The 20,379-nt window shown below is 47.3% G+C and carries 21 protein-coding genes, 4 tRNA genes, 1 pseudogene and 1 riboswitch; of the genes and pseudogenes, 18 read left to right on the forward strand and 8 right to left on the reverse strand.

What is annotated here, in order from left to right; all coding sequences use genetic code 11:
* The first annotated feature begins 26 nt into the window (after positions 1-26).
* The 3 genes and pseudogenes from IPL44_01675 (at position 27) to IPL44_01685 (ending at position 2,621) form a co-directional block, all read left to right on the forward strand.
* Positions 27-101: transfer RNA gene (locus IPL44_01675), tRNA-Gly, on the forward strand.
* Between the two features lie 191 nt (positions 102-292).
* Positions 293-1,393 carry a DNA (cytosine-5-)-methyltransferase gene (gene dcm / locus IPL44_01680; protein ID QQS17728.1) on the forward strand — a complete coding sequence of 367 codons (1,101 nt, stop codon included), beginning with the start codon at positions 293-295 and terminating at the stop codon, positions 1,391-1,393.
* A 59-nt stretch (positions 1,394-1,452) separates the two neighbouring features.
* Positions 1,453-2,621 (forward strand): annotated as a pseudogene (locus IPL44_01685) (restriction endonuclease).
* Between the two features lie 64 nt (positions 2,622-2,685).
* Here IPL44_01685 and IPL44_01690 read toward each other — a convergent pair.
* Positions 2,686-3,756 (reverse strand): methionine adenosyltransferase domain-containing protein, encoded by a 1,071-nt coding sequence (locus IPL44_01690; GenBank protein QQS17729.1) that lies wholly within the window; start codon positions 3,754-3,756, stop codon positions 2,686-2,688.
* Positions 3,752-3,848: riboswitch (SAM riboswitch) on the reverse strand. It overlaps the preceding gene by 5 nt.
* Positions 3,849-3,945: 97 nt before the next feature.
* Between IPL44_01690 and IPL44_01695 the strand changes: the two genes are divergently transcribed.
* The 5 genes from IPL44_01695 to IPL44_01715 all read left to right on the forward strand — a co-directional run bounded on the left by IPL44_01695 (position 3,946) and on the right by IPL44_01715 (position 6,607).
* Positions 3,946-4,803, forward strand: a complete 858-nt coding sequence (locus IPL44_01695; protein QQS17730.1) for a YitT family protein — start codon at positions 3,946-3,948, stop codon at positions 4,801-4,803.
* Between the two features lie 7 nt (positions 4,804-4,810).
* Complete coding sequence (locus IPL44_01700; GenBank protein ID QQS17731.1) at positions 4,811-5,578, forward strand: coenzyme F420-0:L-glutamate ligase; 768 nt, start codon at positions 4,811-4,813, stop codon at positions 5,576-5,578.
* A tRNA-Arg gene (locus IPL44_01705) sits at positions 5,579-5,655 on the forward strand.
* Between the two features lie 105 nt (positions 5,656-5,760).
* Positions 5,761-6,432: a hypothetical protein gene (locus IPL44_01710; GenBank protein QQS17732.1), complete on the forward strand. Its 672-nt coding sequence runs from the start codon at positions 5,761-5,763 to the stop codon at positions 6,430-6,432.
* Positions 6,433-6,529: 97 nt separating this feature from the next.
* Positions 6,530-6,607 (forward strand) — tRNA-His (locus tag IPL44_01715).
* Positions 6,608-6,648: 41 nt separating this feature from the next.
* Here the strand turns inward: IPL44_01715 and IPL44_01720 are convergent.
* Positions 6,649-8,181 carry a UDP-N-acetylglucosamine 1-carboxyvinyltransferase gene (locus IPL44_01720; protein QQS17733.1) on the reverse strand — a complete coding sequence of 511 codons (1,533 nt, stop codon included), beginning with the start codon at positions 8,179-8,181 and terminating at the stop codon, positions 6,649-6,651.
* Positions 8,182-8,278: 97 nt separating this feature from the next.
* Here IPL44_01720 and IPL44_01725 point away from each other — a divergent pair, with 97 nt between their 5' ends.
* A complete protein-coding gene (locus IPL44_01725; GenBank protein ID QQS17734.1) occupies positions 8,279-9,562 on the forward strand; it encodes a serine hydroxymethyltransferase in 1,284 nt (427 codons plus the stop codon).
* Here IPL44_01725 and IPL44_01730 read toward each other — a convergent pair.
* Genes IPL44_01730 through IPL44_01740 form a run of 3 tightly spaced genes read right to left on the reverse strand, consistent with a single transcriptional unit; the run spans position 9,555 to position 11,699 of the window.
* Complete coding sequence (locus IPL44_01730) at positions 9,555-10,238, reverse strand: hypothetical protein (GenBank protein QQS17735.1); 684 nt, start codon at positions 10,236-10,238, stop codon at positions 9,555-9,557. The two genes, IPL44_01725 and IPL44_01730, sit on opposite strands and share 8 nt — an antisense overlap.
* 23 nt (positions 10,239-10,261) lie before the next feature.
* Positions 10,262-11,284 (reverse strand): UDP-N-acetylmuramate dehydrogenase, encoded by a 1,023-nt coding sequence (gene murB / locus IPL44_01735; GenBank protein ID QQS17736.1) that lies wholly within the window; start codon positions 11,282-11,284, stop codon positions 10,262-10,264.
* Positions 11,271-11,699: a hypothetical protein gene (locus IPL44_01740; GenBank protein QQS17737.1), complete on the reverse strand. Its 429-nt coding sequence runs from the start codon at positions 11,697-11,699 to the stop codon at positions 11,271-11,273. Before IPL44_01740 ends, murB begins: the two co-directional genes overlap by 14 nt.
* A gap of 83 nt (positions 11,700-11,782) precedes the next feature.
* On the opposite strand from IPL44_01740, the gene IPL44_01745 reads away from it, so the two are divergent.
* The 3 genes from IPL44_01745 to trmB are packed head-to-tail and all read left to right on the forward strand — an operon-like array spanning position 11,783 to position 13,929.
* On the forward strand, positions 11,783-12,283 hold the full coding sequence (locus IPL44_01745) for a hypothetical protein (protein ID QQS17738.1): 501 nt from the start codon (positions 11,783-11,785) through the stop codon (positions 12,281-12,283).
* Complete coding sequence (locus tag IPL44_01750; protein ID QQS17739.1) at positions 12,280-12,654, forward strand: hypothetical protein; 375 nt, start codon at positions 12,280-12,282, stop codon at positions 12,652-12,654. The genes IPL44_01745 and IPL44_01750 overlap by 4 nt, the downstream gene beginning before the upstream one ends.
* Before the next feature lie 6 nt (positions 12,655-12,660).
* Positions 12,661-13,929: a tRNA (guanosine(46)-N7)-methyltransferase TrmB gene (trmB, locus tag IPL44_01755; protein QQS17740.1), complete on the forward strand. Its 1,269-nt coding sequence runs from the start codon at positions 12,661-12,663 to the stop codon at positions 13,927-13,929.
* On the opposite strand, the gene IPL44_01760 is transcribed toward trmB, so the two are convergent.
* Positions 13,868-15,157: a hypothetical protein gene (locus IPL44_01760; GenBank protein QQS17741.1), complete on the reverse strand. Its 1,290-nt coding sequence runs from the start codon at positions 15,155-15,157 to the stop codon at positions 13,868-13,870. The genes trmB and IPL44_01760 overlap by 62 nt on opposite strands.
* 38 nt (positions 15,158-15,195) lie before the next feature.
* Between IPL44_01760 and IPL44_01765 the strand changes: the two genes are divergently transcribed.
* The 3 genes from IPL44_01765 (at position 15,196) to IPL44_01775 (ending at position 16,756) form a co-directional block, all read left to right on the forward strand.
* Complete coding sequence (locus IPL44_01765; protein QQS17742.1) at positions 15,196-15,867, forward strand: hypothetical protein; 672 nt, start codon at positions 15,196-15,198, stop codon at positions 15,865-15,867.
* Positions 15,868-15,959: 92 nt separating this feature from the next.
* On the forward strand, positions 15,960-16,169 hold the full coding sequence (locus IPL44_01770; protein ID QQS17743.1) for a hypothetical protein: 210 nt from the start codon (positions 15,960-15,962) through the stop codon (positions 16,167-16,169).
* An 86-nt stretch (positions 16,170-16,255) separates the two neighbouring features.
* The gene (locus tag IPL44_01775; GenBank protein ID QQS17744.1) at positions 16,256-16,756 is read left to right on the forward strand and encodes a hypothetical protein; all 501 of its coding nucleotides are present in this window, start codon (positions 16,256-16,258) and stop codon (positions 16,754-16,756) included.
* A gap of 4 nt (positions 16,757-16,760) precedes the next feature.
* Here the strand turns inward: IPL44_01775 and IPL44_01780 are convergent.
* A tRNA-Ile gene (locus IPL44_01780) sits at positions 16,761-16,836 on the reverse strand.
* Positions 16,837-16,903: 67 nt separating this feature from the next.
* Here IPL44_01780 and IPL44_01785 point away from each other — a divergent pair.
* Together IPL44_01785 and IPL44_01790 are read left to right on the forward strand one after the other, a co-directional pair.
* Positions 16,904-17,308 (forward strand): septum formation initiator family protein, encoded by a 405-nt coding sequence (locus tag IPL44_01785; GenBank protein QQS17745.1) that lies wholly within the window; start codon positions 16,904-16,906, stop codon positions 17,306-17,308.
* A gap of 21 nt (positions 17,309-17,329) precedes the next feature.
* Entirely contained in the window at positions 17,330-17,773 is a 444-nt protein-coding gene (locus IPL44_01790; protein ID QQS17746.1) for a type II secretion system protein, read from the forward strand.
* Here the strand turns inward: IPL44_01790 and IPL44_01795 are convergent.
* Positions 17,770-18,525, reverse strand: a complete 756-nt coding sequence (locus IPL44_01795; GenBank protein ID QQS17747.1) for a PH domain-containing protein — start codon at positions 18,523-18,525, stop codon at positions 17,770-17,772. The two genes, IPL44_01790 and IPL44_01795, sit on opposite strands and share 4 nt — an antisense overlap.
* Before the next feature lie 77 nt (positions 18,526-18,602).
* Here IPL44_01795 and IPL44_01800 point away from each other — a divergent pair, with 77 nt between their 5' ends.
* Positions 18,603-20,378, forward strand: coding sequence for a lamin tail domain-containing protein (locus IPL44_01800; protein ID QQS17748.1), 1,776 nt, complete (start codon positions 18,603-18,605; stop codon positions 20,376-20,378).
* The last annotated feature ends 1 nt before the right edge of the window (position 20,379 follow it).

Genomic DNA, 20,379 nt, shown 5'->3' on the forward strand with positions numbered 1-20,379 from the left:
ATCTTTTGATACAATACTATGGCAATGCGGGCGTCGTATAGTGGTTAATATTCGAGTTTTCCAAACTTGCGACGAGAGTTCGATTCTCTCCGCCCGCACCAAAGTAAGAACCAGTCGCCAAAGACTGGTTTTTGCTTTGGTATGTGATAGGAACAAGCTCGAGTCGGCGAGTGTTTTAGGGGCGCATATCTGTAGAAGCACGGGTCTTCTCTATGGGTTGGAAAGCATAAGTATCTTTTAATATTTTTCCCTTTGTGGTAAAATAAGAAGTATTGGAATAGGAGGGGTTAGTATGGCTCAGTTTACTTTTATAGATTTATTTGCCGGAATTGGCGGAACACGACTAGGGTTTGAAAGCGCGGGAGGTCAATGCGTATTCACTTCTGAATGGGATAAGTATGCTCAAAAGACTTACGAAACTAATTTCGGAGATATCCCTTTTGGGGATATTAGGCAAGTTAGAACCGACCAGATTCCTGATTTTGACGTTCTTCTTGCGGGTTTCCCCTGCCAGCCATTTTCGATAGCAGGTGTTTCAAAGAAAAACAGCTTGGGGCGCGCTCATGGTTTCTCTGACGATAAACAGGGTAACCTTTTCTTTGAGATAGCCCGAATCATCGAAGCAAAGCAACCTTCTAGTTTTATGCTCGAAAACGTCAAAAACCTCGTTAGCCATGACAAGGGAAACACTTTTAGGGTCATCATGCAGATTCTAGACGAACTAGGCTATAAAACCACTTATAAAGTCATCGACGCAAAATACTTCGTACCTCAGCACCGCGAACGAACATACATAGTAGGTTTCAGAAAAGATCTAGTGCCAGAAAGTTTTGAGTTTAAATATCCAGAGATTCCTGAAAAAGGTCCTCATTTTTCGAGTATTCTCGATAAAGACGTCGATGACAAGTATACGCTCTCTGACAAGTTATGGCAGTATCTTGTAAATTATGCCGCTAAGCATAAAGAAAAAGGCAACGGTTTTGGATTTGGCATGACGGACCCAAATGGTAATTCACGCACACTAAGTGCGCGCTACTATAAGGATGGTTCAGAGGTGTTAATTGCACAGGATGGAAAAAATCCTCGTCGATTGACCCCACGAGAATGTGCGCGACTGATGGGATTTCCTGAATCATACAAAATACCTGTATCTGATACACAAGCCTACAAACAGTTCGGCAATTCAATAGTTGTGCCAGTTGTCTCCGCCGTAGCGAAGCAGATTTCTGGAGTGTTGTTAGAATATGGAAAGCCAAAGGCAAGCTTACAGCAGCGAGAACACACATCGAATTCGTGGGGAAAGTATGTTCCTGCAGGTATCAATACGAATAAAACCGAGCCTGTTGGACTGTCGGTGCAGTCTTCGCTGCTCCAAGCTGCTGGTGAAGTCTGATATAGACCCTCACGCTCTATTCTGTAGTAACTTTTGCGCATCTTTGATAGAATTATTGTATGTTATCTGACTTTTCTGAATCTGCTATTCAATCCACTAAAAGCGGGCAGGCAACCTACTGCAAGTTCATTACACCAAACGACACTGGATCAACAGGCAGCCATCAGTCTGGCTATCACATTAGTAAAACTGCTTGGTCTCTTTTCTTTGATTCGCCCGGAGTTAGAGGCGTGAACAAAGATAAGACAGAGATAATTAATTGGCAGGATGATTTTGAAACAGAAAGCAGATTCATTTATTATGGTACGGGAACACGAAACGAATATCGGCTTACGCGATTCGGACATAATTTTCCTTTTCTAAACGATGAAAATATCGGCAGTCTTTTGGTAATCAGCAAGGTCGCCGACGATTATTACAAGGCTTACGTACTTGAAACGGAAGTTGAAATAGAAAATTATCTGAATTTTTTTGGTATTTCTCCAGATAAAACAAATGGACTTATTTCAGAATTGGTGGCAACACCCACAAGCTTACAGGGGCTAATCGATGACTATATTCGATCACTATCGAATGATTTTCCGACAACTGAAATACTTTCCGCAAAGGCACGAGAAATATTCCTAGAAGTGAATAGACAGGATGAGCGAATTGCTGTACAGTCGCCAGACTTGGCGATAACAAGTTGGGTAGATACGGAATTCGACTTATTCAAGGCTGTAGAAAAACATTTGTATAGTCCGCAACTCGCACAACCGTTTAATGACGTTGAGAGTCTAGTTACTTTTTCAAACACAGTACTAAATCGTAGAAAAAGCCGAGCAGGAAAATCGCTCGAACATCATTTAGAGAAGATTTTTGATGTTAATAGGCTTCCGTATACTTCGCAAGGCATTACTGAAGGCAAAAAGAAGCCAGACTTTATCATTCCGAGCATTACACTATACCGTGACGACAATTATAGTAGCGACAAACTTGTTTTTCTTGGCGCAAAAACAACTTGCAAAGATCGCTGGCGTCAAATTTTAAATGAAGCAGCACGAATACCGCATAAACACTTATTCACACTTCAACAAGGTATATCCTCCAATCAACTCCAAGAGATGAGAGACGAGAATTTGACACTTGTAGTTCCTGAAAACATCTCTCAACATTTCCGATAGAGTATAGAGAAGATATATTGACACTCAGAAGCTTTATCTCTCAGTCAAAAGAGATGATTAGCTAGTCTTTAACTTGTAAAATCTACAACACTCCGTGCTATGGGTAATGCCGAGAAATTTGCACTCGTTCTAATATAAAAAGTGATGACCATCGCGCGCTAATTGTTCATAGCGCGGCTTCTTTAGGTCTAGCAACTGAATGATACCGTGCGGCGTTAGATCGTAGCCAGTTACTGGCTGTGATTGACCGTCGATAATTACCGTGGCTTCGACAGGCTCGGCTTTGCCGATAGCGTAGGCTAGGTAGACGAAAACTTCATGGGTACGATATTTTTTTAGATAATCAACTGCGATCCGACGTGCCATATAGGCTGCCGAGCGGTCAACTTTGCTAGGATCTTTGCCGGAAAACGCACCACCGCCAATTGGAATTCGTGGACCATAATTATCGACGACTAGTTTTCGTCCAGTCATGCCAGCATCGGCATCAAACCCACCAACCTCCCAGTCGCCGCAGGGATTTACAATGATGTCAATAGAACTATTACCTTTGAATTTTTCATCAACCTCATTTTTCAACCAAGTTGCAATCCGTTTGCGCAGAATCGAACTAATATTTTCACCCTTGAATTTTTCTGGCGTTTGAAAACTAGCTACGATGGTTTGGATCTTGCCATTAGACAACGTAATCTGCGTTTTGCCATCAGTTTCAAAAGCCTGCGACTGACTCGCTAGACCACTAATCATATTTTTAGCCTTGCTGTGTAACGGACCATAATAGATAGACTGGTTCAATGAACGGGCTAATACATATTCGGCCGGCAGTAGTTCAGGTGTCTCATCACAAGCATAGCCGACCATGATGCCTTGATCGCCAGCGCCGCCGGTATCTACACCGACTGCGATTTCCGAACTTTGCTTTTCTAGGTTTTCGATAACGACGACATTTGCACTAGCTAGTCGTTTGGCGATTGCTTTGACATCTACATTACCAGCATGACTGGTGATTTCGCCGGTAATAAATATCACGCCGTGTCCACCCGCGACATCGACGGCGACTCGGGCGTTTGGATCCTGGGCGAGATGTGCGTCTAAAATAGCATCGGAGATCTGGTCGCAGATCTTGTCTGGGTGTTTGGGCGACACAAACTCAGCCGTTCGCACATTATAGTTGACATCTAGAGAGAGTAAATTACTCATATCTTTCCTTTCTGGGCGGAATTAGCACCTTGCCTCGCGGTAGGTTGCTGGTAGGTCATCGGGCCGATCCCTCGCTACGCTCTTGATATTTAAATTGTTAATGTAGGTCAAGTATAGCAGTTTTGCCGGACAGGTCAAGCTGCCTGTGTCGCCGCCGTGGTACAATATAGATAGATTAGAAAGGGGTTGATGATAGCTACAGAAACAATCAAACGGATTTCATTTACGTTGCTAGGTGCGGGCATAGCCGCAGTCGGACTGCAGTACTTTTTGCTACCGAATCATTTGCTAGATGGTGGTGTAACGGGCATGTCAATTTTAGCAGCCAAGTTGACTGGGCAGCCACTCGGTCTATTTTTGCTCATACTGAACATTCCGTTTTTGATTCTAGGCTATAAAAAGATGGGTCGGGAATTTACTATACTATCAATCATTGGTATTGCTATGCTGGCGGTGCTGACTTTTACTCACGTCGAACATGGGTTCACGGATATCCCGATGCTGGCGGCGATATTCGGTGGCGTGGTGGTAGGCCTCGGTGTAGGCATAGTGGTGCGTTACGGCGGCATTATTGACGGCGCCGATACGGTGGCGGTGCTGATCGACCGCAAGACCGTGTTTTCGGTCAGCGAGGCAATCATGGTGATAAATGGACTCATCATTACTATGGCCGGCTTTGCTTTTGGCTGGGAAAGCGCCATGTATTCCATCGTGGCCTACTTTATCGCTCACAAGGCGATTGATGTGACGGTAGAAGGTCTCAACGAAGATCGTTGCATGTGGGTGGTGAGCATGCGCGTACGCGAAATCGGCAAGGCCGTGAACGAAATCATGCAGGAGCCAGTAACCTATTTTAGGGAAAGTAAACCTGGCGACAATGACGAGCCGCACGGTATCATGCTGGCTGTTATCACTCGCTTTGACGAACAAAAGCTGAAAAAGGCTATCCGTAAAATAGACCAGCATGCTTTTGTGGTTATCACCAGTGCGCATGAAGTGATGGACCGTGTATCGGAAGGCTCGCTATATCGCGAGGGTCAGGCCTAACATAGCTATGAAGATTGAGGCGATAAAAACACAAGTCATTCATGCTGGTGAGATCAGCCTGAATGATTTACTGGCGGAAAGCATCACGGCATTGCCAGAGAACTCAGTCGTGGCGATTAGTTCAAAAGTCGTGGCACTATGCGAAAACCGCGTGGTTAATATTGACTCGATAACTCGGGCTGATCTAGTCAAACGAGAGGCCGATTACTATCTACCGCCAGAGTTTTCCGAATATAACTATGGGTTTGCGATCACGCGTGGCACGCTCATTGCGAGCGCCGGAATTGATGAGAGTAATGGTGGTGGACATTGGGTTTTGTGGCCCAAAGATCCGTTCGCGTCGGCAAATTCGGCGCACAAGTTCCTATGTGAACATTTTAATCGCCAGAATATCGGGGTAATCATCACCGACAGCAACTGCTTGCCGCCACTCAGGCGAGGTACGATCGGTATTATGGTGGCCTGGAGTGGATTTAATGCATTGAATGATCTGCGCGGTACGACTGATTTGTTCGATCATGAATTCAAGGTCTCAGTTTCGGCTATTGCCGGCGGTCTCGCCGCGGCGGCAAATGTCGTAATGGGTGAGGGAACTGAGTCTACGCCGATCGCTATTATTTCTGAGGCTGATTTCGTAGAATTTGTTGACCATGACCCTACGCCCGAGGATGTTGCCGCGACCTTTGTCGACAAAGACGAAGACCTCTATGCGCCATTTCTGAACTCTGTTAATTGGCAACGGGGCGCCGGTGGTTATGATACAATAGACAGGTAGGTCCCGGTAGCTCAGCGGATTAGAGCAGGAGGCTTCTATCCTTCGTGTCGGGGGTTCGATTCCCTCCCGGGATACCAGGGTAAATGTATACAACAAAGACACTCTCTAGACAGAGTGTTTTTTGTATGAAAAATGGTATACTAATAGTACAAAACGTAAGGTTTACTGAAGGAGGAGAATCTATGGCTAATAAAGTAACTCAGTCGAGTGCCAAAGGCTTGACGACATTGCTCTACACAGGCGCTGCTTTCGCGACCTTTATGAGCGTGTATTCAGCTGTGGCTGTTATCGGCAAACTATTTTCGATGTGGACGAGTAGCGACACTACCTTGCAAAATCTCATGACAGTATTTGCAGCAGGCAATACGTACACGGATACAATCTTGCTAGCAGTGGTTGGCGTTGGTATGGCAGTAGCAGCCTTCTTTTTGTACGGTAAAGTATCGCGCGAGGTCGCAAAGCAGCCAGAATACACCAATACGACCGCCTATGCATTCATTACTAATGCGTTAGTTGGGGTGTTCGTTCTCACCGCTGCTGTTATGGTTCTCGAGATGGTTTCCATCTTGATTTCCTCGCTATTACTAATCGGTACCAGCACTGATATCGGTGCAATGTATCTCGGTGTGTTCTTGCCATTGGTGCTGTCGGTGGGCGTTGTCGGATTTGCTGGCTGGATGGCGATGGAAATCATGCGCGGCCACAACAAGAGTAAATTGCTAACAATAGTTGCCATGTCAGTTGCTGGCGCCTTGCTAGTCGCGACGTTCATCACTGTGCCAATCAAGGCCCATAGTTCATCAACGACTAGAACCACAGATTACGACTCAATTCGTCAATATTTCGATTACTAGAATAGTTTTTGGTTGCCTACGCCGGGTTTGTGCCGTATGTCATTTAGCGTATCCGATAAAGTATGCTAAAATAGCACAGCCTAGTGTAGGCAATGTGGCGATTGTAGCTCAGTTTGGTTAGAGCGCTGGATTGTGGCTCCGGAGGTCGTGGGTTCGAGTCCCATCATTCGCCCCAGAATTATCAAAACCGCTCGAGTAGAAGCGGTTTTTTTGTTTCTATATCTCGCGCCAGGTTTCGACTTTGGCGCCGAGGCTGTTGAGACGTTGATAGAAATCTTCATAGCCGCGGTTGATATTGTAGACATCGCGCAAAATACTCGTCCCCGGTGCGGCTAACATAGCCAGCAACACGACGACGCTCGGACGTAATGCTGGTGGCGCGACAACGTCGGCTGGTTTCCAGCGCGTTGGACCGGTGATATAGACGCGGTGAGGATCGACCATTTCGACATTAGCGTTGAGCTTGCTGAGCTCGGTAAAGTAAATCGCGCGATTCTCATAAGCCCAGTCATGCACCAACGTTCGGCCTTCGGCGGCAGTGGCGATCAATCCCATGAACGGCAAGTTGTCTTGGTTGATGCCCGGGAATGGCAAGGCGTGCAGCTTGTCTTTGGCGGCATGGAGCTGAGATTTCTTTATCGTGATATCGACAAGGCGGGTCTGACCATTGAGCGAACGATATTCTGGACCGAGCTCGTAATTGAGACCCATCTCTCCGAGTGTTGCCATCTCGAGTTCCAAAAACTCAATTGGTGCACGTGTGACGGTGATCTCCGAATTGGTGATAGCGCCAGCCGCAATAAAGCTCATGGCTTCGATCGGATCTTCACTAACATAGTATTCGACATTTTTGTTAATAGTTTTTACACCACGAACGCGCAAAATCGTCGTGCCGATACCGTCAATTTTAACGCCGAGTTTTTGCAGGAAAAAGCAGAGGTCTTGAACTGCATAGTTTGGACTAGCATTTCTGATGATAGTTTCACCTTCGTTCATGGCAGCAGCCATCAAAATATTTTCAGTCGTCGTGTCGCCGCGTTCGGTCAAGATGATAGGACCGCTTGGTTTGCGCGGTTTGACGTCAACCTGGTAGTAATCGGTGCCATCTTGGGCATCAACACTCATGCCGAATTCACGCAGGCCGACCAGATGTGGCTCAACGGTGCGTTTACCTAGGTTGCAGCCGCCGGAAAAAGGTAATCGGAAGCTTTTGTATTGATGCAGTAATGGGCCGAGAAACATGATGATAGTACGCGTGCGTTTGGCAGCTTCAATCTCCATGTCGTTCAGTTTCAATACTTTGGGTCGAATAATCTCGAGATCGTTTTGCTCGTTTAACCAACGAGTTTTGACGCCAATTGAATTTAGTACCTCTAGGATGCGATTGACTTCCTCGATGCGGGCGACGCGCTTGAACACGGTTTTACCTTTGTTTAACAGGCTGGCGCAAAGTAGGGCGACGGCAGCATTTTTGCTGGTTTTCGTCTCAATTTCACCGTGTAATGTATGACCACCATGGACGCGTATATTGAGTTTGCTCTCGTCGTTCACTGATAGAATCTCCGCATTCAAGACATCAGAAATCCTAGCTATCGTTTCGAGACTAATATTTTGTCCACCGCGCTCGATACGGTTGATGGCTGACTGACTCGTGGCTAATCGCTCGGCTAATTCGGCTTGGGTTAACCCGTGACTAGCGCGCAATTCAGCGACTAGTTTACCAATTTTTTCTCGATAATCTTCTTTCATATCATGACAATTATATCATATTTGATATAAAAACCACAACCTTTTCTGATTTTGGTGGTAGGATGGTATAATTTAATCAATTAGAAGGAGGGAACATATGCAAGACAAAGAGATACTCGATTTAATCGTGGGCGAAACCGAGCGACAGCGTGACGGGTTAGAGTTGATTCCGAGCGAAAACTATGTGAGCCGCGAAGTGCTAGATGCTATGGGTAGCATTTTTACTAACAAATATAGCGAAGGCTATCCCGGTCGCCGCTATTATGGCGGCCAAGAATTTACCGACCAAGTCGAGACTCTCGCGATCGAGCGCGCCAAACAATTATTTGGCGCTGATCACGCTAACGTTCAACCACATTCTGGCGCGCAGGCCAACAATGCAGTCTATAACGCCTGGCTCGAACCTGGCGATACGGTGCTCGGCATGGATCTCGGACACGGCGGTCACCTGACACACGGCGCACCGGTCACGCAGAGTGCCAAGGTGTATAACTTTATTCGTTACGGCATGAAAGATGTCGAGACTGGCGAAATTGATTATGACGAGCTAGAGGAATTAGCGCTCAAACATAAACCGAAAATTATCCTGGTTGGCTATAGCGCCTATTCGCGCATTCCCGATTTTGCGCGTTTTGCGGCGATTGGCAAAAAAGTTGATGCCTTGCTGATGGCAGACATGGCGCATGTGGCGGGATTGATCGCTGGCGGCGCTCATCCGAACCCATTTGATTTTGGTTTCCACGTGATCACAACGACGACCCACAAAACGCTGCGTGGCCCGCGCGGTGGTTTGATCTTGTCGAAAGGCACGGTCGGCAATCCACTGAAAAAGCCAGAACATACTATCGAAAATATTCCGACCTTGATCGATCGCAGTGTGTTCCCTGGAACGCAGGGCGGACCGCTAATGCATGTGATTGCGGCCAAGGCGGTTTCATTCCACGAAGCACTCCAGCCGCAGTTCAAAACCTATGCAGCGCAGGTGGTGAAAAACGCCAGCGTCCTTGCCGAAGCCATGAAAAAACGTGGTTTCAAACTCATCACTGGCGGCACTGATAACCACCTCATCCTCACCGACGTCAAATCTAGTTTCGGCGTACATGGTGGCATAGTTGAAAAAGCTCTCGATGAAATAGGTTTGACTGCCAATAAAAATGCGATTCCAAATGATCCAGAGCCGCCATTCCGCCCGAGCGGTTTACGTCTCGGCACACCAGCTATGACCACGCGCGGTCTCGTCGAGTCTGATATGGATCAGATTGCCGAGTGGATGTTAGCAGCGATCGAGAATCGTGATGACGCCACCAAGCTATCCAAGATCCACGATGAAGTCATTGCATTAGCCCGCAAATTCCCATTGCCGAGTGATAAAGCTAAATAAAGCACTTACGAACCGGTATTATCAGTAGCCAAACTATACCGAAAAGACACATTATGGCAGGTAGTATTACGGATACAAAGAAAAAATCATAACTCCATGGGTTATTGCCGCTATACACTAGGAGGCTAAACGCTACACCCAGAGAGATAACGGTCGTCGCGGCGCTACCTATCCAGGCTCTTCGACCCTTCTCTTTGAGCTTTGCTATTTTGATAGAATAAGACACCAAGCTGATATAGCAACAGAGTAGTAGGAATATTATTATGATTGACATGATAGTATTAGTCGTCCATCGCTCCATATCCATCAGACTGTGTGGTGGCAAATATTGGCCGATGGCGCTAGGGGTTTTATTAATAATAGCGGCAGCATAGTCGGCCAGCAAATATATTAACAGGGCTGCAAAAAATGTCGCTGTTATTGCGCCAAAAAATATCGTCAGGATGCGGACCGGCTGACTGATAACCACCGGTTTAGTTTCTTTGCGATTAGGTTTATATCCTAGCAAACTAGTATTTTGGGGCAGATCTCTATCTCTCGGGTCTATCTTGCGGTATCGTAAAGGTTGTTTGGCTGCAGGCTGAGTGTCATTGAGACCCTGGTTATCTGCTGGCGGCTGCACCACTAGTGAGTTTCTATCTATTCCATCACTTTCTGGTTGATGATCATTATTCATTATAGATATTATAGCGGATACGTTTAGTCTGGCAAGTTTTCAGGTTCTTGTTCTAGCGTAACATTGAATTTGGCTTGCACGGCGGCTATGATCTCGGTCTTGAACTTTGCGAGGTCATCGGTTGACTTGGCGCTCATATTCGTGAGCACCAACGCGTTTTTCGGATATATCGCCATACCGTATTTCGTGAAACCTTTTAGCCCAGCCTGATCAATTAACCAGCCAGCGGCTAACTTAACTTTGTTATCAGGCATTGACCAATGTGGTGCGTCAGGAAAGTTCGCGAGCAACAAATTGGCCACCTCGTTATCCACGATAGGATTTTTGAAAAATGACCCAGCGCTCGCAATCTGATCGACCGGTGGTAATTTTTCGGCACGTATCGACACGACAGCCGCTCGAATATTGTTCGGAGAATAGTCGGTGATAGTATGTTGTGTCAAATATGACTCGAGGCTGGCATAAAATGGTGGCTTCATCCAAGATTTATTGAGCCGTAGTGTGATCGAAGTAATAACATGACGGCGCGTCGCGGGGTTTTTGAATATAGAATTGCGATAGGAGAATGTGCAATCGTCACGGCCGAGGGTGACGAAGACACTAGATTCCGTGTCATACGCCTCTAATTCAACCAACGTATCGGCGATTTCTTGACCATAGGCGCCGACATTTTGAACTGGTGTCGAGCCAGCTCGCCCCGGGATCGCGCTCATTGCTTCTACGCCGGACAGTCCTAGCGCGCAGAGTCGTTCAACTACCTGATCCCAGACTTCACCAGCACCAATTTTATATGTTGCGCTCGAATCGTCCTCGCTGATCTTTTCAAAACCAGCAATTCTATTCAGGATAATCACTCCGTCGTAATCACCGCCGGCAATAACATTACTGCCATCGCCCAATACAAACCACGGTAGATTCCGCGACTCGGCAAAATCTAGAGCCGCTAGCAAGTCATCGTGATTGCTAATCTCGATGACATAACGAGCTTCGCCGCCCAGCCGCATAGTCGTTAGTTTAGCGAGAGGATATTGCTCAGTGGTGACCATATTTCTTTCTATCGTGATGCCTTTGGTGGCGATGGAGGACTAATGATAGGAATGACACTACAAAACTAACTGCGAATAGGCTAAAGCCGTCATTCATGCCTAGGGCGTTCATTTCGAATCCGAAATGCCACATCCAACAACCGGCAGTCAGGAGGCTCATTGCTAGGCCAGTTGCTACCATCGATCGCATCGAGAACAGCCCGCCGATTCCTATGAATACAGCTCCTATTGCCAGTAGCGTTGCGACTGATAAATAAAGCTCAGTGATTTGGCTAGGTAGGTCGAACGGCATGATACTAGCGAGACTAACAACTCGGGGTGCTTCGCCACCGAGCCAATCCATACCAATGCTGAAAGCGACTCCGGCGGCCGCAAATAGGTTGATAGCGATAAATAGGAACTTACGCTTTTTCATATCATATATTATAACACTATAAAACCTATAAATCTTGATAGAGCCAGTTTGAAATTTGCTTTTTACGATGTTACAATATGGTAATGAAGAAAATTGCTATCATGGCAATGGCAGCTATGCTGCTGGCGGATGTTTTTGCATCTAGGATGGCACTAGCTATGCCGGACGAGAATTTTATTAGGAATAACTGCTTAGTCGCGCAGTCAACCTTATCTCAGATAGAGAAAGCCGATGCGGTCGTACGGATCAACCGAGGATATGACTATAATGAGATTTTGGGACTCATGTTTGCGATGAATGCGCGCCTGGCAGCTAATCGGATCACGGCGCCAGAACTGACTACGATAACTGACAATTTCTCACGAGAGTTTGATAGTTTCCGCAACCACTATGATACGTATGACGACGTCGTATCTACGGCGATTAATATCAAATGCACTGATCGGCCGGCTGATTTTTATAATCAGCTAGAAAAGGCCAGGGCGGCTCGGGCCACGTTACGAATCGATGCTGATAATCTCAATACCAACATACGAGACTATTACAGCAGTTTTGATTCACTAGTAAAGGAATCAAATCTATGAACATAGAACGCCTCAAAGCCTGGGTTCTCAATAATCAGATGCTGACATTTATTATCGGGGCAATCTTGATAGCTGCTATAATGACGAGCGTCAGCCTGTGGCTGTATCAATCTAGCGGTGCCGCCAAACTAGACCTTAGTCGTCCGGGCTATGAAAAGGCGCGTACTGAGGTTGATGACGACAACAGCGGCACTAAACCATTTTCGCCGACTGGGGAATTAAACGCCGATGCGATCAAAGATTTTCGTAACCGATATACTAGTATCAGCGACAAGCTGGACAAGACCAATAACTACGACGAGTCAGATATGAGCGACGATAATCTCGGGCTCAATCCTAACGCCGAAATCACTGAGTCAACTGATCAGTAATCTATCATGACCGAGCAAGATATAGTTGACAATTTACAGCGCGGCGAGCTAGTCGTCATGAAGAGTGACACCATTTATGGTATATTTGCGTTGGCGCTCGACCAAGCGGCGGTCGAACGACTCCATTCGGTGCGCGACCGTGCGCCTGAGCAAGGTTTTATCGTACTGGCTGACAGTGTCGAGACGGTGGGGCAGCTGGTATCGCTGCGCCCGCAGATTCGAGCTAGGCTCGAGACAATCTGGGCCGCGCCATTTGCAACTTCTGTTATCCTATCGTCAAAAGGTTCAAAAGCCCCGTGGCTGGCCGATACTCGCTCTGGCAAGCCGACGATTTGTTTCCGAGTACCTTCAAAACAAAACCGAGCACTGCGCGAACTACTGGAAAAAACCGGTCCGCTCTGTGCGCCGAGCGCTAATTTACCAGATCAATTGCCAGCCCGTAATATCGGGGAGGCCAAAGATTACTTTGGCGATTTGGTCAGTTTATATGTCGATAGCGGGGAATGTGACACCAATCAGCCGTCGCGTATCATCCGTTTTTCTAGTAGTAGCACAGTTGAGACACTGCGACCGGACGGACATAATCACCCCGAGGATTTTGTGATTACTAGGCGCCGCAAACTCTATAAATTCGCTAAATTTGATGAGCTAGACACCTGTTTCCATCTCGAAGAATGGCTAGAGAGACGCGACGAAATAGTATCGGATGACAGGGATTTGACTGTTGAAATTGGCGCTGGCTCTGCCTTGTTTTCGGTAGAGCTGGCTAGGCGTCATCCAGAGCGGCTATTTGTTGCTGCTGATATCAAAGGTGACAGACTCTATCAAGGTGCACGCGAGGCAGCTCGTCTCGAGCTCACCAACATTTATTTTGTCCGTAGCGATATTGCGAGAATCAATGAAGTTATACCTGATACTAGGGCACATGAAGTTTGGATTACGTTCCCCGATCCTTATCCGCGTAAACCCGATGCAAAACACCGCTTAACGGCGCCGCGCTATCTGGATTATTACCGACAACTATTACAACCAAACGGAATATTGAATTTCAAGACCGATAGTAACAAACTTTTTGAGTGGTCGCTCGAGCAGTTTGCGACCGAAGGCTGGCATCAGCTATGCATGACCCGCGACCTACATGCCTCAGATGCCTCCGATGAGTCAAAGATCATGACGAGTTATGAAAAACGGTTTGCTAGTGAGGGATTAATGATCAATTTTGCGCAGTTTGCGCTTGTTCGCGCAACCAGCCGTCAATCGGTCCAGCGCCCATAACGAGCACCAAATCGCCCTGTTCTAAATGGTGTTGCATCTTGTGCCACAATGCATCATTTAGCTCGGCCGATTCCACCATCGACGAATCGCTCAAACTAGCGATTAAATCAGCCGGTGTGAGGACCTTCGGGGTACCCTCAACCAAATCGGTTCGTACCAAATAAGTCGGCACCCAATAGACCTGGTCAGCTCCGATAAAAGCATCTGCGTAACCGCCATGCTGCATCAATTCTGCTTGACGCAGGTTCTGATGCGGCTGGTAGACCACAACAACACGGTCAGACAGCTCGCGAGCTTTTTCGATAGTGGCGGCAATTTCAGCCGGATGATGGGCGTAATCGCTATAGAGACCTTCTCTTAATTTTTCAAAACGGCGATCAGATCCCGGGAAGGCAGCGATGATGTCTTTGATACGTTCTTCGTCAAAATCATCTAGAACCTGGCGCAAAGTTTCGAGTACTAGTTTGGCATTAGCCCGCATGGTTGCTCCAGCTAGCCGAATCTCCTGCGAGGAGACGGTGCCGTCCAGCACGGTTGAATCAGATTGCATAGAATCAAATTCTAAATAGTCGGCGGTTTGGCGCCACAGGACGGCGCGGTCACTCTGGCTAATAAATTGGCGAAAAGCCGCCCGGTAATCATCGACCGTTGGATAAATATCAGCGTGATCATAATCGACTGACGGCAATAGACTCACTGCGGGACTAAAATGCAAGAAATTACGATTATATTCGTCGGCTTCGTACACGAAAAATCGTGAATGAGGGTCAAACTTGCCGCTAGGGCCAAACGATAGAGTAGATCCGACGGAATAGCTAACCGGCAAACCTAGCTGCTGGAGCGTCCACACCATTAGTGCGGTCGTCGTCGTCTTGCCGTGTGTACCGGCGATAGCAATCAGCTCTAAACCATGATCCTCGATAAATCTAGCGAGGAATTCGTCGCGCATGCTGGTATGAATATGGTGTGCGCGTGCAAAGACGAGCTCCGGGGCGTCGTCAGGTAGAGCCGACGTATAGACAAACCAGTCGATCGGTTGCTCCTGATGGACGCGTGTAATGTTCTCAGTCGATTGCTCGTAGCTAATAGTAACGCCGCGTGCCTCGAGCTCTCGTGATACGAGTGATGGATTTAGGTCTGAACCACGCACCAAATACCCAGCATCGAGTGCAATTTCTGCCAAGGGGCCGAGTCCGGCGCCGCCAATACCTGATACAAAGATGTTCACACCATCAATTCTAGCATTTTATGGTATAATTTTCACTAATGAAGGGGTGGAATTGGCGTGATAAAAAATATCAGAATCTGGGTCATGGTGACGCAGTCAAGCGTGATATTCATATTCTCAATTCCCTAAAGGGCGTCAAAATTTGGCAAATGTTGGTATTGTTGCTGATTTTCTCGATGCTAGCCGCGGTATTTTTGCGTCTCAATAGTCTGGGTGCGCTGGATCTCTACGAGGATTTAAAAGCCGCTGACAAAACGGGCGATATCGTCAAAGTCGAAAAAGCCGCCAAAAAACTCCAGAATTTCGTGGCCAGTCACATGAATAGCGCCGTGCCACGCTTGCCACTCCAGACTCTCTATGATCAAGCGGTCAACAAAGCGCTAGAGGCTGCGAAACCAGTGGATATTGATCAGACTCTCTATCAAAAAGTTACCGAGGAGTGTGCTTCGGCTTGGTACAATGGCGGCTCGAGGGCGCGCGCCAAATGTATTTCCGAAAAGATCGGTGCCAGCGGCGATAGCGGCTACGCCGAGGCTGAATCAATCACCCCGGACGCCTACTATATTGAATTTTCACCGACTCGTTGGAGTCTCGATGCGGCGGGCATCACGCTACTGGTGTGCTTTTTGCTGACGCTCGCGATCGTCTTGCGCCTCTTGACCGCTATAATCTTGCGCGTGATCCTAAAATTCAAATATCGTGCCCTCTGATAACGTTTCCTCCGAAAATCTGAAAATAGGGGTTGACAGGGAGAGATAGGTGCTGTAATCTGGGGTATGTAAGTAAAGTAAGGAGGACAATTATGGCAACTTACACACACACTAACTCTAAGGGGGTTGAATACTTTTTGCATTACAAGGACGTCGTTTTGCGCGGTGGCCGTGAGCAACGTATCTACTTCTTTGCCAAAGTTGAAGGCGGCAAAGGTACCCCAACTGAATTGCCAGCAGGCTACGAAGTTGTTGAAAACCCACGCAACGGTTTCTTGACTATCAAAAAGACGAGGAAATAGTCAACATTTCTAGCTTTTAGACGACGCGTCTCTCCGGAGACGCGTTTTTGGTTGATTTTTTATAGAATTTATGCTATAATAAGGATATGACAAAGGTTAAATGGCAAACCAGTCACACCTCGGAGCGTGGTCTACAACTGCGCAAGATGATTGATGCCCTTGGCGTGTCGCGCCGATACAAGCCGCAGATCAGCCCAATGGGTCGGATTGCCTGCGAGGCGTGTCCTTTCCGAGATAGCTGCGATCTGGATACTAAAAATGGTCGACCATATGGCCACTTGGCAGTTATTTTGACCAAGGGCACTCCTCATTTCCCAGATAGTGCAAAGAATCGCCGTCATTTTCGGGACAACCTTGACGACCCTGTGATTGATACAGATAAAACACCCTGCGCCGATCTGTTGCTCAGTTCTGCGGCGCTCAAAAAGCAACAAAATCAGCAACAGGCGTTAGATCCAAACATGGGGTCGAAGGCAAAAACTTATAGCGTCGTACTAGATTTTCCGATAACTGAGACTTTCGATCATCCGCCGACACAAGATGAGGTCGATCGAGCGACTGATCGTTATTACAATTCTCTACAATAATGTCTGGTCGGGGCGGCTGGGTTCGAACCAGCGACCAATCGGTTATGAGCCGACTGCTCTAACCCCTGAGCTACGCCCCGAACACGGACTATTATACTACAAGTTAACGCCGCCACTCTTTGGCTGTTATTGTGTTATAATAACCACATGCGTTTATTTGCTGGTTTTTCGGATATAAAAAAACATCTCACCCTAGAAAACATCGCACTCATGATCGCGATGCTGCTAGCGCTCAGTTGGGCGTGGTCGACAATTAATGTTTTGACGAAAAACTACGATCTCGAAAAACAAGTCCAGCAGGCTCGATTAGACAACCAAGTCATGGAGTTACAGAACGAGAATCTGCGACTCCAGCAGGCCTATTACCAGACGGATGAATTCCTTGAGTTGCAGGCAAGGGCGCTCCTCAACAAAGCCAAGCCCGGCGAACACCTGGTGATATTGCCGCATTCCGATAATACGAGCGGTAGCACGACAGACGCCACGTCTCTGGTGGTTGAAAAGTCTAATTTCGAGCAATGGATGGATTTCCTGTTTGGGCGGCAATCATAGATGTGCTACAATGGAAAAATCATGAAAAAACAGGCGGGGTTTACGGCGATTGAGCTAGTGGTGTCATTCATTGTGTTGGTAACACTAGCGGTGTTCTTTGTCATCCAACGAGGCAATATGGAAACGGCAGCGCGCGATCAAACGAGGAAAACTGCCGTCAATGCTATGTATTATGGTCTGACCGAGGTCTATTACCAACAAAACAAATACTATCCCGAGACGATTTCGCGCGACACCTTGCCATCGGTTGATCCAACATTATTTACTGATCCAGACGGATTTACCCTAGATGGCAATAAATGTACCTACACCGATTTTGATGATCAGCAGGCGGTGGATGGTGATTGCAACTATCGCTATACGCCGAGTGATTGCGATAGCGACGGCCATTGCCAGCAGTTCAAGCTGACGGCCGACCTAGAAGCCGAAGCTGACTATACCAAGACATCACCTAGCTCTAATTAGTGTTTATATTTAGTCGGTTCGCCCTCGTCGACGGCTTGGACTACTCGGTTTACGATCTGGAATTGTCCGCTAGGATCACGTACAAAATTGAAACGATACGTATGTTCATCGCCGACAGTACTGAGGCGGATCGAGCCGTAATTGAGCAATGTTTGCAAAACACCGCTCTGGGTGTAGCTACAGTCCTCGATATGTTCTAGCTCTACATTCTGATTCATGCGCGAAAAGGGTGAAACCTGAACGTTGGCAATAACTCGTTCGTTAGTGACAATGAAATAGTTCTGGTTATAGACATAGGTCGCGATGAGTCCACCAATAAAGCAGGTAACTGCCAGCGAAAAGCCAATCAATAGTACATATGGACTGTTGACTGTGATCTGCGATACGAGAACGGTCGTGATAATAAAGGCCAAGAATGCGCCACAGACTACCATCCAGATCAGGACGAGACCGACGATTGATCGTTCGACATCAATGACAACGAACTCATTCGGTCCAACATCGAGCTCCGGATAGTTCGCAACTGATTCGCCGTGCTTTTGTTCTAGCTCTGGCGGCTTTGTTTCAGGTTCACTAGCAGGGGCTTGTTCTATGCTGGGCAAAGATGTGGGTTCGGGAGCGGCCGTCGTTTCGGGCGCGGCAGGAGGTGGCGTCTGGCTTGGCGCTGGTTCGCTCGCTGACTCCGGATGGTAGTACAGCGGTCGGCCCTCTGCGTCGTAGGCGACGGGCCTGTCGTCTGGCTGCTCCTCCATAGTGCTACTATTGTATAACAAGCCGACCTAAAACGCCAAACCTTGCGGCTGGCTGATGATTTGTATACAATGGATTAATGAAAAAGCTCGCGCTTATTCTGCTAGCGGTGCTGATAGTAATCAGTCTACCAACCCCTGCGCGAGCCGAAACCCTTGATACTTGTAATAGTTTTCAGATTACGGAAATCGGTGCGAATCTACAGGATCAATTTATTGAACTATTCAATTGCAGCGCTACCGAACAAAATCTAATTGGTTATTCAATAACAACACAATATGGCAGCAGCACGACGAGCTATACGTTCCAGTCAGAAGTATTAGTTCAACCGGGCGCGTATCATGCCTTGTTTTTGGCTAGCGCCACCGAACTGAAATTGACAAAAAACCCGACAGGCAGTCCGCGACAGGTTCAGCTCATCGATACGGGCAAATTGGTAGTCGACAGCATGTCGTATGGATCTCAAAAGGAAGGTTTGTCTTGGTCGCTGATTGATAGTGTATGGCAGGGCGCCAAACCAACTCCTGGGCAAGCTAACATTATAATTATCGAGCCTCCAGATGAAGAAGAAACAGACCCACCCGAAGATCCGAAGACCAATCCAGACTGCGAAAATCTGAAAATAACCGAGGTTGGCGCTTATCCGGGGAGTGGAAAATATGGTAGACAGTTTATAGAACTCAGCAATGTTTCTACGCAACCTATCGATCTCAAAGGTTGCCAGATTATGACCAATCGCAGCAAAACTCACTATTTTGAATTTGGTACCGAAACATTGAAACCGAGTGAAATGAGGATTTTATTTATCGACGAAACTGACGGGTTGCTGCTCTCTAAAACGGTAGCCGGCGTGGTGTATGTACTATCGAGCGACGGCGCGACTGAGCTAGATGTGCAGGTCTATCCTGAACTAAAAGCTGGTACGTCGTGGTGGAAAATAGGCGAGGACTGGCAGGTTTCCAAACAACCGAGTCCTGGCGCATTAAATATGTTGCCGCCGATTAACTATTGCGACGGTATAAAATTATCTGAAATCGGCGCCAACATCGACGACCAGTTCGTTGAAATTGTAAATGTTAGCGATCAGGCGGTCAATTTAGACGGATGTCAGCTGATGACGAACCGTAGTACCACTAGCTATTTCGAATTTAACAACGAGACACTGGCACCTAGCAATTTCCGGGTTATTAAAATTAGCAATACGCCGCTAGCTCTCACTAAAACCACGACCGGTGCGGTGTATATCTACAGTTCCGACGGCGAGTTGGAGGTGGATAGTACCGCTTATTCCGATCTCGACAAATACACCTCGTGGTCGTTGATTGATGGCGAATGGGTGCAAACTTATGCCGTGACGCCGGGATCTAATAATATATTCCAGGAATACTTAACCTGCCAAGATGGTTATTACCGAAACCTGGAAACTGGTCGATGCAATAAAGTTGCTGTGATTGCAGCTGTTAAGGCTTGCGCAGCCGGGTATTATCGAAATGAGCTAACGAATCGCTGTCGCAAAATCGCTACCACATCAACCCTCACGCCCTGCAAAGAGGGCCAAGAGCGCAATCCCGAAACCAATCGTTGCCGAAATATTGCGACAACGATTTCGACCTTGAAGCCTTGTGCTGATGGCTACGAACGGAATGCAGAGACCAATCGATGTCGCAAAATTGTCGCCTCGGCGGCAGGTCGATTTGCCGTTGAAGCTGGGCCACCCTCGAGCGCTAGCGGACAATTGCTACTGGCGGCGATTGGCGTAGCGACTGCAACGGCTGGGATATTGCTGTTTCAATACAAAATGGAAATCGGTCAGTTCATACGCAAACTCCGCACGCAATTTACAACTGCTCGATAGA

It is taken from the genome of Candidatus Saccharibacteria bacterium, from assembly GCA_016699895.1.
In the GTDB taxonomy this organism is placed as follows: domain Bacteria; phylum Patescibacteriota; class Saccharimonadia; order Saccharimonadales; family Saccharimonadaceae.

What these genes read in the sequence shown, in the direction of transcription:
- IPL44_01770 (QQS17743.1), top strand. Translation starts at nt 15,960, where the DNA reads ATGGCAACTTACACACACACTAACTCTAAGGGGGTTGAATACTTTTTG.
- IPL44_01725 (QQS17734.1), top strand. Translation starts at nt 8,279, where the DNA reads ATGCAAGACAAAGAGATACTCGATTTAATCGTGGGCGAAACCGAGCGA.
- murB (QQS17736.1), bottom strand. Translation starts at nt 11,284, where the DNA reads ATGGTCACCACTGAGCAATATCCTCTCGCTAAACTAACGACTATGCGG.
- IPL44_01800 (QQS17748.1), top strand. Translation starts at nt 18,603, where the DNA reads ATGAAAAAGCTCGCGCTTATTCTGCTAGCGGTGCTGATAGTAATCAGT.
- IPL44_01695 (QQS17730.1), top strand. Translation starts at nt 3,946, where the DNA reads ATGATAGCTACAGAAACAATCAAACGGATTTCATTTACGTTGCTAGGT.
- IPL44_01710 (QQS17732.1), top strand. Translation starts at nt 5,761, where the DNA reads ATGGCTAATAAAGTAACTCAGTCGAGTGCCAAAGGCTTGACGACATTG.
- IPL44_01720 (QQS17733.1), bottom strand. Translation starts at nt 8,181, where the DNA reads ATGAAAGAAGATTATCGAGAAAAAATTGGTAAACTAGTCGCTGAATTG.
- dcm (QQS17728.1), top strand. Translation starts at nt 293, where the DNA reads ATGGCTCAGTTTACTTTTATAGATTTATTTGCCGGAATTGGCGGAACA.
- trmB (QQS17740.1), top strand. Translation starts at nt 12,661, where the DNA reads ATGACCGAGCAAGATATAGTTGACAATTTACAGCGCGGCGAGCTAGTC.
- IPL44_01785 (QQS17745.1), top strand. Translation starts at nt 16,904, where the DNA reads ATGCGTTTATTTGCTGGTTTTTCGGATATAAAAAAACATCTCACCCTA.
- IPL44_01790 (QQS17746.1), top strand. Translation starts at nt 17,330, where the DNA reads ATGAAAAAACAGGCGGGGTTTACGGCGATTGAGCTAGTGGTGTCATTC.
- IPL44_01740 (QQS17737.1), bottom strand. Translation starts at nt 11,699, where the DNA reads ATGAAAAAGCGTAAGTTCCTATTTATCGCTATCAACCTATTTGCGGCC.
- IPL44_01795 (QQS17747.1), bottom strand. Translation starts at nt 18,525, where the DNA reads ATGGAGGAGCAGCCAGACGACAGGCCCGTCGCCTACGACGCAGAGGGC.
- IPL44_01690 (QQS17729.1), bottom strand. Translation starts at nt 3,756, where the DNA reads ATGAGTAATTTACTCTCTCTAGATGTCAACTATAATGTGCGAACGGCT.
- IPL44_01730 (QQS17735.1), bottom strand. Translation starts at nt 10,238, where the DNA reads ATGAATAATGATCATCAACCAGAAAGTGATGGAATAGATAGAAACTCA.
- IPL44_01765 (QQS17742.1), top strand. Translation starts at nt 15,196, where the DNA reads ATGAAGGGGTGGAATTGGCGTGATAAAAAATATCAGAATCTGGGTCAT.
- IPL44_01775 (QQS17744.1), top strand. Translation starts at nt 16,256, where the DNA reads ATGACAAAGGTTAAATGGCAAACCAGTCACACCTCGGAGCGTGGTCTA.
- IPL44_01745 (QQS17738.1), top strand. Translation starts at nt 11,783, where the DNA reads ATGAAGAAAATTGCTATCATGGCAATGGCAGCTATGCTGCTGGCGGAT.
- IPL44_01700 (QQS17731.1), top strand. Translation starts at nt 4,811, where the DNA reads ATGAAGATTGAGGCGATAAAAACACAAGTCATTCATGCTGGTGAGATC.
- IPL44_01750 (QQS17739.1), top strand. Translation starts at nt 12,280, where the DNA reads ATGAACATAGAACGCCTCAAAGCCTGGGTTCTCAATAATCAGATGCTG.